We start from the raw sequence: 14,201 nt of genomic DNA, 5'->3' as shown, positions 1-14,201 counted from the left end.
CTACTCGTCGCGCAGGGTCCTGGTGATCTGGTCGAGGCGGGTGAAACGGCCCTGGGCGTCGAGGGCGCCGAAGAGATGGACCTCGGTGTCGATCCTCTTGCCCTTCCGGGTGACCGCGCGGATGACCATACGGGCCGCCAGCCGGTCCCCGTCCGCGAGCGCCTCCCGCACCTCGTAGTGCCCGCTCTCCACCATCTTCCGCATGGGCCTCAGATGGGCGATCAGCTTCTCGCGGTCGATCGCGATCCCGTCGCTGACCTGGAGGAAGCCGGGGCTGAAGTAGCGGTCCACGACGGCTCCGAGGTCCCCTTCGCAGGTGAGGGCCTCCTCCTGGAACGCGGTGTAGAACTCCTCCAGGAACCTGTCGGGCGGCGTATCGGCGAAGCGGTTCATCGTGCTCATCGTGCTCCTCGGGGTGCTGAGGGGTGAGGGGGGCGCGCCCGTCCGGCGAAGCCGTAGCCCAGCTCCTCGACGGCGGCGGCGACGGCCGCGTCGTCCGGCTCACCCTCCGCCGTGACGGAGGCGCGTCCGGACGCCGCGTCGACGTCCACCCGCAGGACGCCCGGCAGCTCGCCGATCGCCTCGCCGACGAACGTCTCGCAGTTCCCGCACACCATTCCGGTGATCTCGTACACGACCGCGCCGGACGCGTCCGCGGCTCGTTCTGACGGCATTCCGTCCTCCTCATTGGTTGCCCCCACGGTGCGACGGGCCGCTCCCAGAACGCTGGCAGAGCGCTGGCACCATGTGCCCATGCGCGTGGGAGTGCTGGGACCGCTGCAGCTCAGGACCGACGGGAAGACCTCCGGCGTGGGCGGCGCGCGGCTCCGCGCCCTGCTGGCCAGGCTGGCGCTCGACGCGGGCCGCCCCGTCGGCGTGGCCGCGCTCTCCTCCGCGGTGTGGCCCGAGGACCCCGGGGGCCCGGACCGTACGCACGCGCTGCAGTCCCTCGTCAGCAGGCTGCGCCGTACGCTCCCCGCCGACGTGCCCCTCCGCCAGGGGCCCGGCGGCTACTGCCTGGCCCTGCCGCGCGACGCCGTCGACGCCCACCGTTTCGCCGCCCTCGCCCTCCGGGGCAGGCGCGCGCTCGCCGAGGGCCGCGCGGAGGAGGCCGCCGGGGAGCTGCGTACGGCCCTCGCCCTGTGGCGGGGCGAGGCCCTCGCCGACGTACCGGCCGCGAGCCCGGGCTCGGGCTCGGGCTTCATGGCGAGCGTCGTGGCGCGGCTGGAGGAGCAGCGGCTGACGGCCGTCGAGGACCGCGTCGAGGCGGACCTCGCGCGCCGCGCTGAACCGGCCGGTCTCGTCGCCGAGCTGGAGGCGTTCACCGCCTCCCACCCCCACCGCGAGCGCCCGCGCGGCCTGCTCATGCGTGCCCTGCACGCGGACGGGCGTCCGGCCGAGGCGCTCGGGGTCTACGAGCGGTTCCGCGCCCACCTCGCCGAGGGCCTCGGCACCGACCCGTCCGGCGAACTGCGGCGCATCCACCTCGCCGTCCTGCGGGGCGAGCCGGAGCGAGGCGCTCCCGTGTCGGCCCCGGTTCCGGTCCCAGTTCCGGTTCCGGTTCCGGTTCCGGTTCCGGCGGTCCCTGCCGATCCGCCGCGTGCCGCGCTCACCAGCTTCGTCGGGCGCGAGCGCGAACTCGCCGCGCTGGAGGAGAGGTTGCGCGAGGCGCGGCTCGTGACGCTCGTCGGCACCGGCGGCGCGGGCAAGACCCGGCTCGCGCTCGCCCAGGCCGTGCGGCTCGCCGGGGAGGGCCGCACCGTACGGACGGTGGAGCTGGCGCCCGTGGCCACGCCGGAGGACGTCCCGGTCGCGGTGCTCGCGGCGCTCGGCGTACGGGGCGCCGAGCCGTCCGGAGACGGCGCCGAGGGGCCGGTCGGCCGGCTGGCCGAGGCGTTCTCGCTGACGGAGACGGTGCTCGTGCTGGACTGCTGCGAGCACCTCCTCGACGGCGTGGCCCGCCTGGTGGACGAGCTGCTGGGCCGGTGCCCCCGCCTCCGCGTACTGGCCACGAGCCGCGAGCCGCTGGGGATCCTGGGCGAGTCGCTGCTGCCGGTCCCGCCGCTGGACTGCCCGCCGCCCGGCGGCCCGGCCGACGCGGTGACGGCCTCGCCCGCGGCCCGCCTCTTCGCCGACCGCGCCGCAGCCGTACGCCCCGGGTTCGCGGTCACCGAGGAGAACGCGGCCACCGTCGCCGCGGTCTGCCGCTGCCTCGACGGGCTTCCCCTCGCCCTCGAACTGGCCGCCGCCCGGCTGCGGCTGCTCTCCGTGGAGCAGCTCGCGGACCGCCTCGGAGACCGCCTCGGGGACCGCTTCGCGCTGCTGACCGGCGGCAGCCGGACCGCGCTCCCCCGCCACCGGACGCTGCGCGCCGTCGTCGCCTGGAGCTGGGACCTGCTGGACGAGGACACCGGGAACCTCGCCGGGTTCCTGGCCGCGTTCCCCGCCTCCTTCACGCTCGATGCGGCGGAGGGTGTCGCTCCGGACGGCGTTCCGGTCCTCGACCGCGTGGCCACCCTTGTCGACAAGTCGCTCCTCCAGACCGTGCCCCCGTCGGACGGCCGTGAAGTCCGCTACCGCATGCTGGAGACCATCCGCGCCTACGGCCTGGAACAGCTCGCCGAGCGCGGCTTGACGGAGCGGGCGCGCGCTGCGCACGCCCGCTGCTTCCTCCGCCTCGCGGAGCACGCCGAGCCCCTGCTGCGCGGCCCCGACCAGCTCCCGTGGCTGCGGCGGCTCACCGCCGACCGCGAACACCTCGTCGCGGCCTTCCACTTCGCGCACGAGGCCGGGGACACCTCGACGGCCCTACGGCTCGCCGCCGCCACGTCGTTCTTCTGGACGCTGACCGGCGAGCACGCGCAGGCCGTGACCCTGCTGCGGGACGCGCTGGTGAGGGAGACCGAGCCGATCGGCGCGACGAACGCCGAGGCCGACGCACGGCGCGTGGCCACCGCGAGCTATCTGCTCCACAGCGTGCTCGCGGGCCGTACGGCCGAGGCGCGCGCGGAGTTGGCAGGGCTGCTGCGGAGAATCCCCGCCGGGCCGTCCGCGCACCCGTCCCCGCATCCGGCCGGTCCGCTGGTCGAACCGCTGGCGGCTCTCGTCACGGACGAGCCGGAACGGGGGCTGGCGGCCGCCGCCGAGGGGCTCGGCGGCACGGCCGACCCCTGGGCGCGCGGCATGCTGCTGCTGGTCCGCTCGTTCCTCCACAGCAATCGCGGCGCGGGCGCCGAGGCGTGCCGCGAACTGCGCGCCGCCGCAAGGGAGTTCCGCGCCGCGCGGGAGCGCTGGGGGCTGACCAGCGCGCTGACGCACGCCGCGTTCGCGCTGACCTCGCTCGGGGAGTACGGGGAGGCCGTCGCCGCGCTGGAGGAGGCCATGGAACCGGCGCGGCTGCTCGGCGGCCACGACCTGCAGCGCGTCTGGCTGGCCACGGCCCGTGCCCGTACGGGCGATACGGAGGCGGCGCGCGCCGAGCTCCTCGACGTGGCGACCGGTGCCGGCTCCGCGCGGTACGCGGGCCTGGCCCGGCTCGCCCTCGGCGACCTGGCGCGCACCGCGGCCGATCTGCCGGAGGCCGGGCGGCAGTACGCGCTGGCGGAGGCGGCGTTCGAACCGCACGCCGCGCACGCCGCCTTCCACGCGCTCCACCGCTCGGCGGCGGGCCGACTCGCCGTCGCGCGGGGCGACACGGCGGCCGCGGGGCGCTGCCTGAGCGCCGCACTGGAGGGCGCCGTCGCCGCGTGGGACATGGTGCTCGTCGCGGAGACAGCGGTGGGAGTGGCCCAACTCCTCCACTCCATGCGCGAGTTCACCGCCGCGTCCCGACTCCTCGGCGCGGCGCACGCGCTGCGGGGCGCACCCGACGCCGGGAACCCCGACGTCTCGGACCTGACGGACGCGCTCACCGCGGAACTGGGCCACGGGGGCCACGCGGCGGCGTACGAGCACGGGCTCGCGCTCGCGCCGCCCGAGGCCGTCACGGCGGTCGGGGACGAACTGGCCCGCGCCCGCGCCCGCCGCGCCGACGGCTCCGTGCCGCCCGTTACGCCGCCCCCGGAACCCGGTCCAGGAACCCCTTCACCGAGGTGATCCGGCCGTCCTCCGCGAGGGTGATCACGTCGAACCCGGCGGCGGGCGAGGAACCGTCCGCCGTGGAGACCAGGTCCCAGGTGAAGCGGGCGATGTCGTGGTTGCCGTCGACCTCGCCGGTGTGCGCGAACTCGTGGCCCGCGAACTGCTCGCGCGCCGCCGTGATGACCGCGGTCAGCGCCTCGTGGCCACGCACGTCGGCCAGCGGGTCGGTGTAGGTGCCGTCCTCGGTCCACGCCGCGGCGACGGCCTTCGCGCGGGCCTCCGCGTCCGGTGCGTTCCACGCGGCGAAGTAGCGCTCTACGGCGGCCTGGTAGGTGGTGGCGTCCATGGCGGTCTCCTCGTTCTCGTCGTTCTCGTCGTCCGTTGTCGTGCTGGGTATGACCTTGCCCGGCGGCGCCACCCCCGGTCGATTACCGCCGAGGTAAGGGCGGCGGGGCCATGTCCGCGCTCTTGTTGCGGCCACTGCGGCGCGCTTAGTCTGCTGCGTCGCCGTACGCCGCCGCCGGAGGTCGAGGAGCGCGCATGGAACGCTCGTTGGACACCCCGCACGCCCCGTACACCCGACGCCCCGCCGTACTTGCACTGCTGCTCGCCGCACTTCTCACACTGGCCCCCGCATCCGCGCGGGCGGAGGTCCAGGCACACGAGGCCGTCCCCGCGCTGCTGGGCGTCGAGGCCGACGACGGCGCACGGGTGGTCCGTGCCGTGCGCGACGGGCGGCAGCTCGACCTGACCGTCGACTCGCCCGCGCTCGGACGCGAGGGCCACGCGCGCGTCCTCCTGCCGCCCGGCCACGGCGAGGGGCGTACCGGCGGGCGTACCGGCGTCCCGTCCCTCTGGGTGCTGCACGGCTGCTGCGACCCCGGCAACGGCTGGGAGGCGTGGACGGACAGGACCGACATCGAGCGGGCGACGGCCCGTACACGCGCCCTCGTCGTCCTCCCCGAGGGCGGGCCCGTCGGCTTCTACAGCGACTGGTGGAACGGGGGTTCGGGAGGGCCACCCGCGTGGGAGACGTTCCACCTCACCGAGCTGCGCCAGATCCTCGAACGCGGTCTCGGCGCGGGCACCCGCCGCGCCGTCGCGGGCCTTTCGATGGGCGGGTACGGCGCACTCGCGTACGCCTCGCGCCACCCCCGGATGTTCCGCGCCGCCGCGTCGTTCAGCGGGCTCGGCGACACCCGGCAGGGGTGGTGGCTGGTCGACTCGCTGCTCTCCGAACGCGGGTACGACCCGCGCGCCGTATGGGGCGACCCCGTCGCCCAGCGGGACGTGTGGCGGGCGCACAACCCCGCCGAGCTGGTGCGCCGACTGCCGCGCGGCTACCCGGTGTTCATCGGCGCGGGCGACGGCACCCCCGGCCCGCTGGACCCGCCCGGCGCCCCGCACGACACGCTGGAGGCCCGGCTCCTCCCGTCCAGCGTCAGCTACGTCGAGATGGCCCGCGCCCGTGGCCTCCGCGTCACCGCCGACCTCTACGGCGCGGGCACGCACACCTGGCCGTACTGGGAGCGCGAACTGCACCGCGCGCTCCCGATGCTGACGCGGGCGCTCACCCGGAACTGAGCCGTTCACGCTGGCCCGTACGGCTGAGGGACACGGGCGATGCGCGGACCCGGGATGCGCGGACCCGACCCGTCCTCGACCAGCCCCCTCCATCCTCCCGTCGGTACTGCCAGGACGACGACGCCAGGGAGCGCGACGATGGGACACGCCCCGCATGCCCTCACCCTCAAGCCCGGCACCGCGTGGTCCGACGCCTGGGCCCGGGCCCGGGCCGCCGTGCCGGAAGCCGTGACCGACGGCGGACCCGGCGACAGGGTCCCCCGCGCCCGTAACCGCTGGGCCGACGCGTGGCACACCGACGGCGAACCGCTGCCCGCCACCACCCCGGTCGACGGGACGCCGATCGCGGGCCCGCCCCGGCTGGACGCGGCCACGGCGCACGGCGCGGTCCGCGCGGCGCTCGACGCGCACCGCGCCTGGCGGCACGTGCCGCTGCCCGAGCGCCGCGCCCGCGTCACGGCCGCGCTCGACGCGCTCGAAGCGCACCGCGAACTCCTCGCGCTGCTCCTCGTCTGGGAGATCGGCAAGCCCTGGAAGCTCGCCCAGCAGGACGTGGACCGGGCGATCGAGGGCGTCCGCTGGTACGTCGAACACATCGGCCCGATGACCGAGGGCCGCTCCCCGCTGCCGGGCCCGGTCAGCAACATCGCGAGCTGGAACTACCCGATGAGCGTGCTCGTCCACGCCATGCTCGTCCAGGCCCTCGCGGGCAACGCGGTGATCGCCAAGACCCCCACCGACGGCGGCCTCGCCTGCCTCACCGTGGCCTGCGCGCTGAGCGTGCGCGAGGGTCTGCCGTTCACCCTCGTCAGCGGCAGCGGCGGCGAGCTGTCGGAGGCGCTGGTACGGGCGCCCGAGATCGGCTGCGTCTCCTTCGTCGGCGGCCGGGACGCGGGCGCGCGCGTGGCCACCGCGGTCGCCGACCTCGGCAAGCGGCACGTCCTGGAGCAGGAGGGCCTCAACTGCTGGGGCGTCTGGGAGTTCGGCGACTGGGACGCGCTCACCCCGCTGCTGCGCAAGACGTTCGACTACGCCAAGCAGCGCTGCACGGCCTACCCGCGCTTCGTCGTGCAGCGCACCCTGTTCGCGGACTTCCTCGCCGCGTACCTCCCGGCCGTACGGTCGCTGCGCTTCGGGCACCCGCTGGCGGTCGCCGCGCCCGACGACCCGCTGCCGGAGCTGGACTTCGGGCCGCTGATCAACGCGGGCAAGGCGCGCGAGCTGGCCGACCTGACCGCCGACGCGATCGGCCGCGGCGCTGTCCCGCTGCACCGCGGGACGCTGGCCGACGGCCGCTTCCTGCCCGGCCAGGACACCTCCGCGTACCTCCCGCCGACCACCCTGCTGGGCCCGCCCCCGTCCTCCCCGCTGCACCACGCGGAGCCGTTCGGCCCCGTGGACTCGATCGTCCTCGCCGACACCGAGGCCGAGCTCCTCGCCGCGATGAACGCGAGCAACGGCGCCCTGGTCGCCACCCTCTCCACGGACGACCGGGCGCTCTACGACCGTTTGGCGCCGCAGATCCGCGCGTTCAAGACCGGCCACGGCAGGTCCCGCTCCCGCGGCGACCGCGACGAACTCTTCGGCGGCTTCGGCGCCTCGTGGCGCGGCGCCTTCGTAGGCGGCCACCTCCTGGTCCACGCGGTCACCCAGGGCCCGGCGGACGAACGCCTCCCCGGCAACTTCCCGGACTACCGCCTGCAACCGGAACAACGCGCGGCATAGCCGGCCCTGCGAGGGAAGGCCCGGGAAGGCCCTACCCGATCCCCTGCCGATCAGCGGTAAGCGCAAACTCTCTCTCATCTACATCCGGCACGTCCCGCTCCATGGCATGCTCCAGCAGCTCCCGCTGCCGCAGCAGCGGCGCACGCCGCTCCTCGGGAGCGAGCTCGACCAGGTCCTCCAAGGCCGCGCGGAGCCGCCGGGTGACCTGCGGCTGACGCGTGGCCACGCTCCGGATCTCCGTGAAGCCGAGCTTGACCAGGTCCTCCCACCGGGGCAGGTCCTGCACGAGGCGCGGAGCCCCGGCCCGGTCGGTGTGCAGCAGCAGCCCGAGCGGCTTGTCGGCGGCCTCGGCGAGGAACTGCTGCACACGGTCGAGGCACTGCACGGCGGTGGTCGGATCGTTGACGGCGGGCGAGAGGGCGCGCAGCGCGATGTCCACGAGCTGCCGCAGCCCGAACCCGAGGTCCTGGTGGAAGGTGCGCTCGACGCCCGTACTGAGCGCAGTGTCGAACGCCCACTCGGCCCACCGCCGCTTCCCCGGCCGCCGCCACTCCCCGTACACGGCGATCACCGGCGTCCCCGGCACGAGGAAGTCCCCGATCCGCGGCAGCAGGTGCACGACCACTCCCTGCGCGGAGGCCACCCGCACCAGCCGGGCGACATGCACGTCCCGCAGCACCCCGGCCCGCCCCCGGTGCACGACGGTGGCGGTCCGCTCCCCCACGCGCTCGATCACGTACGGCCGTGCGGGCAGCACCAGCAGCCGCCGCGCGTCCCGCGAGATCCGGTCGACGACATGGCTGACGCGCATGAGCGACATGGTGGCGTTCACGTACCCGATAAAGAGCCCCAGACTCAGGATGACCAGCAAGAACGCCACAGCGATCGTCACGAACGGCACGCTCTGCACCCGCTGCGGATCCGAGGACTCCGGATACTGCAGCTGCACCAGCAGCGAGAAGACGAACGTCGCGAGGAACGCCGCGAACGTCCCCTTGGTCACCCGGCTCCGCACGTACAGCCGCAGCACCCGCTGCGACCACTGGCTCGACACCATCTGCAGCGCGACCAGCGAGATCGAGAACACGACGCCGACGAGCGTCAGCACCGACGACCCGATCATGGCCACGATCGACTTCGCCGTGTCCGCGAAATGGATCATGTCCCGCAGCTCGCCGTACTCCCGCTCGCGCTGCAGCTCGGCGACGTACACGTCATCCACGAGCGCACACACCAGGGCCAGCACCACGGCCCCGACCAGCCCGATCACAGGCGCGAACCAGAACGTGTCCCGCAGATGCTCCCGCAACGGCGACAACGGCCGAGGCCGCCCCACCGCCACCTGAACCCGAACCCCCGACCCGACATTCCCAGACGAATCCACCACAACGGGACTCTACGCCGGAAAACCCTGGTGAGAAGCACTCCAAACCCTTGGTATCGTTACCCGTGTCGCCACGCCCCACGGGGCCGGGGCGACAACCCAAGTCCGGGTGGCGGAATGGCAGACGCGCTAGCTTGAGGTGCTAGTGCCCTTTATCGGGCGTGGGGGTTCAAGTCCCCCCTCGGACACTCACCACCTGCACGTCGTGTGCGGACGCTTTCGGGCCGTGACTCAACAGTCACGGCCCTTTTGCTGTGGTCGTACGTGAGCCTGAGCCCGAAGGCCGCGTAGAGCGGCGCATTGTGTTCCGGGGCGGCCTGCTGGAGCCGGTCGGTGAGGTCCCCGAGGTCCTTGATGACCTTGGCGATCTCCTCCTCGGTGAGCGGGCGGGCGGCCTTCGGGGCGGGGGCCGCCTGGGCGGCGGTGATCTGGCGTTGGGCGGCGTCCCGGGCGGCGGCGGCCTGGTTGATCCACTCCATGACGGTCGCCGGGTCGGTATCGGCGTCGATCGCGGCGCGGTAGCGTCAACCTCATGTACCTGGCCGACGGTCTGCCCACCACGGTCCAGACCGACACGGCCTGGTTCACAGTCGCCGTGACTGACAAGCCGCGCGAAGTCGGCCGGTTCTCCCGGACGTTCGACGCCATGGCCGCCGGCGCACTCCCCCCGGGAAAGACCCCGGAAATCCTGCACCAACTAGCGAGAGAGACAGCCGAATGAACACCCACCCCGTCGCCGCGCAGGCATCGGACCTGACTGACGCCGCATGGCGGGCTTCGTCGTACAGCAACGGCGGCGGCAACTGCGTCGAGATCGCCCACCTCACCGACACCATCGCCATACGCGACTCCAAAAACCCCCACGGCCCCGCCCTCCTCCTGGCCACCAGCCAGTTCACCGCCCTGGTAGACATCGCCCGGGCAGGGGAGTGTACGAACTGACCGTTACAAGCGATGTTGGCCACCAACCCCAGGTCCGGCTGTACAGCCCATGAAATGGGCTGTGCTGTTTCGTGTAAAGACTGTCCCGTAACTGCTGGTCACGGATGAGATGATCTTGCTGTGGCTGGTGTGATCACGGCGTCGGAGCCGTCCTGGATAGCCCCGTTCACCGGGGCTGAGCCCGCGCTGCTTCGGCAATTTGATGACCGTGGCGCGTCGCGAGGTCGCCGACGAGCCGAGGCGGGGTCCGCCCTGGGGCCTGTCACTGGAGGACCGGGTTCTGTTAGTCGCGGCGTACTGGCTCACGAACCTGACGCATCGCCAGCTCGCCCCGCTGTTCGGCGTCTCGAAGTCTGCTGCCGACCGGATCATCGATCTCCTCGGCCCGAAAATCGCCCTCCAGCCGCGCAAGCGCCTCGCCAGGGACTCCGTGCTCATCGTGGACGGCAACCTGGTGCCCACCCGGGACCGCACGGTCGCCGAATAGTCCAAGAACTACCGCTACTCCACTGCCCACCAGGCCGTGATCGACGCTGAGGCCAGGCTAGTCTTCGTGGTCGGCCGGCCGCTGCCCGGCAGCCGACACGACTCCTGCGGCTGGGAGGAATCCAGCGCCAAGGACGTCGTCAGGAAGACCGCGACCATCGCGGACGGCGGCTACTAGGGCGCCGGGGTCGTCATCCCGCACCGCCGGGTCAAGAACGAGCGGCTCCCGGCCTGGCAGGCGGAACCAACCGCTCCCACAGGCGTGTCCGCGCCCGTGTCGAGCACACCTTCACCCGGAGGAAGGGCTGGAAGATCCTCCGCGACTGCCGCCTGAAAGGCGACGGCGTCCACCACGGCAGACTGGGAATCGCACGACTGCACAACCTTCCCCTCGCCAGGTAGGCGAGGGGAGGGTCAGGGGCCGATCGCGTCCGAATCAACCCGGTGATCATTTACGGGACAGCCTTGAATGTGCAGTTCTCGAACATCGCGCCGATCCCTCTCGCCGAAGGACTCCGCGAGACGGTCATTGGCATATCCGATCGTCCAGTCCACACGTGGGGCGACTGGAATCGCTCGCCCTGCTGTCCGAGTGGATGAGATCATTCTCCTTATTGGCTGGGGCCTCCTCCGCCGGGGTCGTGGGCTCGTCGGCCCGCCTATCGGTTCGTTCATCTCAGCGCGGCCGATCCCCCGCCGCTGACGTCGGTCCGTCCGCCCAAGCTGGGCGGACGGACCGACGTCAGGGCACTCACGTGGCATCGCGAGGGAGGATGGTGGCGATCACCGTCTCCAGCAGGTCGAACGCGCGCTTGCTGGTTGCCGGGTCCTCAAACGTAGCCAGCAACTCGTCGATACGTGCCCGCAGGACAGCTATCTCGCCTGCGCGCCCTTCGCCCGCGCCCGTATCAGAGCGGAGCGTCTGGGTGACCTGGCGGAAGGCCGCGAGGACGGACTTCGTCTTCTCATCCGGGTCTCCGTCGGCGAATTGGAGGTCGGCGTAGCGGTCGAGCCACCACACCACCCCGAGCTGCCGGTCCAGGAGGCGTTCCCGGAGAAGTTCGAGACGGACGGTTTCGGTCTCCTCTGCCAGGCGTTGCTGCGCGGCTGCCTCTGCCCGCCGCCGGGCCAGTACCTCGGTGTCCTGCGTGATGCTGAGGCGCACCCGTCCGGTGGCCTCCAACCGCGGGTCCTGGCGCAGCGGCTCGGAGAGCCGGGCGTTCACCGCGTCCTCGGCCTCGGAGGGCAGCAGCACCGGGTACCGGCTGCTGACCGTGTTCGCGGCGTCCCGGAGCAGGCAGCGCGCGACCACGTCCCCGAACAGCAGGGGCCCGGTGGCGGACTGCCACCGGCAGGTGAGGCGGGCTTCGAAGTACAGTCCGCTGTCCATGCTTTCGAGACGGGTGATCACGTGCTCTCCGCGCCGGTCCCATCGACGATTCCGGATGAGGCGCACCCTCACACCACCTGCTGGAGGTCGTCCTGCCCGTTGCGCGCGGCCCACTTCGTAACGGTGAGTACGAACCGGCCGCGGAGCATGTGGCGGAGCTCCCCGTCCCCGCCGATGACGTGGTCGAGTTCATCACTCAGCGCGTCAGTCTGCTTCGTGAACACGGCCTCGGCGACCTCCGCGACGGCATCGGCGGGCAGTACGCCCTCCTCCGCGGCGTCCACCCAGCGGCGCAGGATCTCGGCAGCGCGGGCGCGCAGGACCGAGCTGTCCCACGCGGCACTCCATCCGGTGCGCAGGAGTTCGCAGACGGCCTGACGCAGCCTGCCCGTCCGGGACAGAAGGCCGAGCGCGGGATCGGTACCGAGCGCGCACAGTACTTCCCCGGGCTGGTCGAAGGCGTCGAGGAACAGGGTGAGACGGCGGTCGTCCGGGACGTCGGTCGTGGCCCAGTCGGTGAGGGTCTTGAGCGTGCGAGCGCCCCGCTCCGGGTCAGCGAGCAGGGCCGCGACGGCTGCCATGGCCTCGCTGCGCACGCCCTCCCCGGCCTTGCTGGCCAGGACATACTGAAGCCGCTTGAGTGCGAGGGCCGGGTACCGGCGCCCCAGGTCGCCACGACACAGGTCGATGACGGCGAGCTGTCGTTCCGGCAGAGTGTGCGCCTTGGCCCAGCCGCTCAGTTCGGCGCGGACACGGGTGCCGATGATCGGATCCAGGCACAGCTGAGCGAGCACGTCCCGGGCCAACGCGACGTGACCGTTCCGGTCGGCCTTGAGCCACTCCTCCACCAGGTCGAGTACCGTCTCGGCGCCCTCGCTCTGAGCAAGGGTGAACACGGCGTTCGCGATCTTGTCGAGGTGCCCGACGGCAATCCCGTCCGATCCACTGATCTCGCGAAGCCAGCGGCGTAGTAGCGGGACGAGCTGGGGCCGGGTACGCCACACATGCTGGAGCACTGCCGTCCCCGCGCCCGGCCACGCGCCGTCGAGGGAGATGGCGCCGTCCGCGAAGCGCAGGTCGGCCCGCTCGCACTGCTGGGCATGACCGATCCCGGCGAGCGGGCCACCGGGCCGCTGGCGCCAGAGGCACTCCTCGTAGGACAGCAGCCGGTCGGCGGCGTCGAGTACGACGCGGGCGGGGGCACCGTCGAGGAAGGCGGCGGCGATCTGCCGGGCCCGGTTCTCGGGGGCGTTCTCGACGTCGGTGTCGAACCATTCGGTGAGCTTGTGCTGCCAGCCGCGGTACCGGTCCAGGGCCTTGGCGTCGTGGGGACCGTCTGCGGAGCGGATGACCTCAGCGAGCCGTACGCCCTCGGCGGGCGGCTCGCCGCCCTGGAGCAGCCCAGCGAAGGCGCTGCGGCCCGGCTCCAGCCACTGGGCACGGACCCGCAGCGCAGGGTCGGGTTCGGCGAGCAGGCGGTGGCGGGCGACTTCGTCCGGAGCCGGGCGCGAGAGTACGACGGCAGGAACGGCGCTCTCGTTGTGGCCAGCGGTGAGCACTGGTCCTGCCACCCGGTCATCAGCGAGGACGATCAGGCAGCAGCCGGCAGCCCTGGCGCGCTCGGCGTAGGCGGGGAGCTGCTGGACGAACGTGTCGCTGAGCGGTTCGCGGCTGCTGGTGAGGTTGAGCAGGTACCCGCCTCCGGAGCGGCAGGGCAGGAGTGAGACGTCAGCCTGGTCCCAGTCCGGGTACAGCTCGTACAGCGCACCGCCCGGGCGGGGCAGCCAGCGGTCGAGCAGGTGCAAGGCCGTGGTGCGGCGGCCCGAGTGGGGCTCGCCCACCACGAACATGACCCCGGGGCCGTGCGCGGAGTCGGGAGCGGGCGGGGCGAGTTCGGGGCGGGGCACGTTCACGTGGGGCTTCACGTACCGGTCGTCGGCCAGGACACCGCTCCGGCCGATCTTGTGCGGGAAGAGCTGGTGCAGACCGAAGAACTGGACCAGGTCTCCGGCGGCGATGTTGGCGTCGCGGCCGATGTGGACCTTCTCCAGGTTCACGGTCCGCGCGGGCCCGGGACGCTCGTGCGGGTGGGGCTGCTGTTCGTACTGGCCGTTCACTTGTCCCCCTTGGTCGCGTTGTTGTCGTGTCCGGCGGCGAAGAAGTCGCCACCTCCGGTGCTGATGTGCTGGAACGTGACGGTGCGGGACGCGGGCGCCCCGGCGGGCATCTCACGCAGCTCCCGCCCCAGCTCGCACACCGCTGCCGCGGCTTCGTCCGAGCGGGCGGCAAGCGTGCCGAGAGCTGCGGTGATGTCTTCTTCGGCGGCCCGCGCCAGGTGCTCCCGTACAGGGCCGGGTGCGGCGGCGAGCGTCTCGTCGTAGCCGTCGAGCCGTTCCAGTACGGCCTCGGCCTCTTCCGGGGCGTGACTCCGGAAGAGTCCGAGGACGCGGTCGCGCACGTACTTGACCGATTCGGTGCCGAGCGCGCCGGTGGTGGCAGCGCCTGCCATGGCGACGAACTCTGCGGGCGTCGTCATGTTGTTCCCTCCTGTAACTTCTGCAGCTGCTGCGGTGGTTGCGAGTCCATGGGTGCGGCGCAGATCCGAGTACG

At 72.8% G+C, this 14,201-nt stretch carries 13 protein-coding genes, 1 tRNA gene and 1 pseudogene; 7 read left to right on the top strand and 8 right to left on the bottom strand.

What is annotated here, in order from left to right; translation table 11 throughout:
* Both ACGF3A_RS40445 and ACGF3A_RS40440 read right to left on the bottom strand, forming a co-directional pair.
* Complete coding sequence (locus ACGF3A_RS40445) at window positions 1-402, bottom strand: nuclear transport factor 2 family protein (protein ID WP_393735609.1); 402 nt, start codon at window positions 400-402, stop codon at window positions 1-3.
* The gene (locus ACGF3A_RS40440) at window positions 399-674 is read right to left on the bottom strand and encodes a heavy-metal-associated domain-containing protein (RefSeq protein WP_393735607.1); all 276 of its coding nucleotides are present in this window, start codon (window positions 672-674) and stop codon (window positions 399-401) included. Before ACGF3A_RS40440 ends, ACGF3A_RS40445 begins: the two co-directional genes overlap by 4 nt.
* Before the next feature lie 79 nt (window positions 675-753).
* Here ACGF3A_RS40440 and ACGF3A_RS40435 point away from each other — a divergent pair, with 79 nt between their 5' ends.
* A complete protein-coding gene (locus ACGF3A_RS40435) occupies window positions 754-4,095 on the top strand; it encodes a BTAD domain-containing putative transcriptional regulator (RefSeq protein WP_393735605.1) in 3,342 nt (1,113 codons plus the stop codon).
* On the opposite strand, the gene ACGF3A_RS40430 is transcribed toward ACGF3A_RS40435, so the two are convergent.
* A complete protein-coding gene (locus ACGF3A_RS40430) occupies window positions 4,049-4,426 on the bottom strand; it encodes a nuclear transport factor 2 family protein (protein WP_393735603.1) in 378 nt (125 codons plus the stop codon). The two genes, ACGF3A_RS40435 and ACGF3A_RS40430, sit on opposite strands and share 47 nt — an antisense overlap.
* Before the next feature lie 194 nt (window positions 4,427-4,620).
* Between ACGF3A_RS40430 and ACGF3A_RS40425 the strand changes: the two genes are divergently transcribed.
* Window positions 4,621-5,664 (top strand): alpha/beta hydrolase, encoded by a 1,044-nt coding sequence (locus ACGF3A_RS40425; protein WP_393735601.1) that lies wholly within the window; start codon window positions 4,621-4,623, stop codon window positions 5,662-5,664.
* Window positions 5,665-5,802: 138 nt separating this feature from the next.
* Complete coding sequence (locus ACGF3A_RS40420) at window positions 5,803-7,389, top strand: aldehyde dehydrogenase family protein (RefSeq protein WP_393735599.1); 1,587 nt, start codon at window positions 5,803-5,805, stop codon at window positions 7,387-7,389.
* A gap of 31 nt (window positions 7,390-7,420) precedes the next feature.
* Here the strand turns inward: ACGF3A_RS40420 and ACGF3A_RS40415 are convergent, their stop codons facing one another.
* Window positions 7,421-8,707 carry a DUF2254 domain-containing protein gene (locus ACGF3A_RS40415; RefSeq protein WP_393735597.1) on the bottom strand — a complete coding sequence of 429 codons (1,287 nt, stop codon included), beginning with the start codon at window positions 8,705-8,707 and terminating at the stop codon, window positions 7,421-7,423.
* A gap of 169 nt (window positions 8,708-8,876) precedes the next feature.
* Between ACGF3A_RS40415 and ACGF3A_RS40410 the strand changes: the two genes are divergently transcribed.
* Window positions 8,877-8,961 (top strand) — tRNA-Leu (locus ACGF3A_RS40410).
* On the opposite strand, the gene ACGF3A_RS40405 is transcribed toward ACGF3A_RS40410, so the two are convergent.
* On the bottom strand, window positions 8,926-9,252 hold the full coding sequence (locus ACGF3A_RS40405; protein ID WP_393735595.1) for a hypothetical protein: 327 nt from the start codon (window positions 9,250-9,252) through the stop codon (window positions 8,926-8,928). The genes ACGF3A_RS40410 and ACGF3A_RS40405 overlap by 36 nt on opposite strands.
* Window positions 9,253-9,305: 53 nt before the next feature.
* On the opposite strand from ACGF3A_RS40405, the gene ACGF3A_RS40400 reads away from it, so the two are divergent.
* From ACGF3A_RS40400 to ACGF3A_RS40390, 3 genes and pseudogenes are all read left to right on the top strand, one after another.
* On the top strand, window positions 9,306-9,494 hold the full coding sequence (locus ACGF3A_RS40400; RefSeq protein ID WP_393735593.1) for a hypothetical protein: 189 nt from the start codon (window positions 9,306-9,308) through the stop codon (window positions 9,492-9,494).
* On the top strand, window positions 9,491-9,715 hold the full coding sequence (locus tag ACGF3A_RS40395) for a DUF397 domain-containing protein (protein WP_393735591.1): 225 nt from the start codon (window positions 9,491-9,493) through the stop codon (window positions 9,713-9,715). The genes ACGF3A_RS40400 and ACGF3A_RS40395 overlap by 4 nt, the downstream gene beginning before the upstream one ends.
* A 120-nt stretch (window positions 9,716-9,835) precedes the next feature.
* Window positions 9,836-10,603, top strand: a pseudogene (locus ACGF3A_RS40390) (transposase).
* A gap of 349 nt (window positions 10,604-10,952) precedes the next feature.
* Here ACGF3A_RS40390 and ACGF3A_RS40385 read toward each other — a convergent pair.
* The 3 genes from ACGF3A_RS40385 to ACGF3A_RS40375 all read right to left on the bottom strand — a co-directional run bounded on the left by ACGF3A_RS40385 (window position 10,953) and on the right by ACGF3A_RS40375 (window position 14,127).
* Window positions 10,953-11,591, bottom strand: coding sequence for a hypothetical protein (locus ACGF3A_RS40385; protein ID WP_393735589.1), 639 nt, complete (start codon window positions 11,589-11,591; stop codon window positions 10,953-10,955).
* A 68-nt stretch (window positions 11,592-11,659) separates the two neighbouring features.
* Complete coding sequence (locus ACGF3A_RS40380) at window positions 11,660-13,708, bottom strand: hypothetical protein (RefSeq protein WP_393735587.1); 2,049 nt, start codon at window positions 13,706-13,708, stop codon at window positions 11,660-11,662.
* The gene (locus ACGF3A_RS40375) at window positions 13,705-14,127 is read right to left on the bottom strand and encodes a hypothetical protein (RefSeq protein WP_393735585.1); all 423 of its coding nucleotides are present in this window, start codon (window positions 14,125-14,127) and stop codon (window positions 13,705-13,707) included. The genes ACGF3A_RS40380 and ACGF3A_RS40375 overlap by 4 nt, the downstream gene beginning before the upstream one ends.
* Window positions 14,128-14,201 lie beyond the last annotated feature (74 nt).

This window comes from Streptomyces sp. NPDC048172 (assembly GCF_043202595.1).
In the GTDB taxonomy this organism is placed as follows: domain Bacteria; phylum Actinomycetota; class Actinomycetes; order Streptomycetales; family Streptomycetaceae; genus Streptomyces.
The sequence above is the reverse complement of the archived record's forward strand: the minus strand, read 5'-3'. Positions and strand labels throughout refer to the sequence as shown.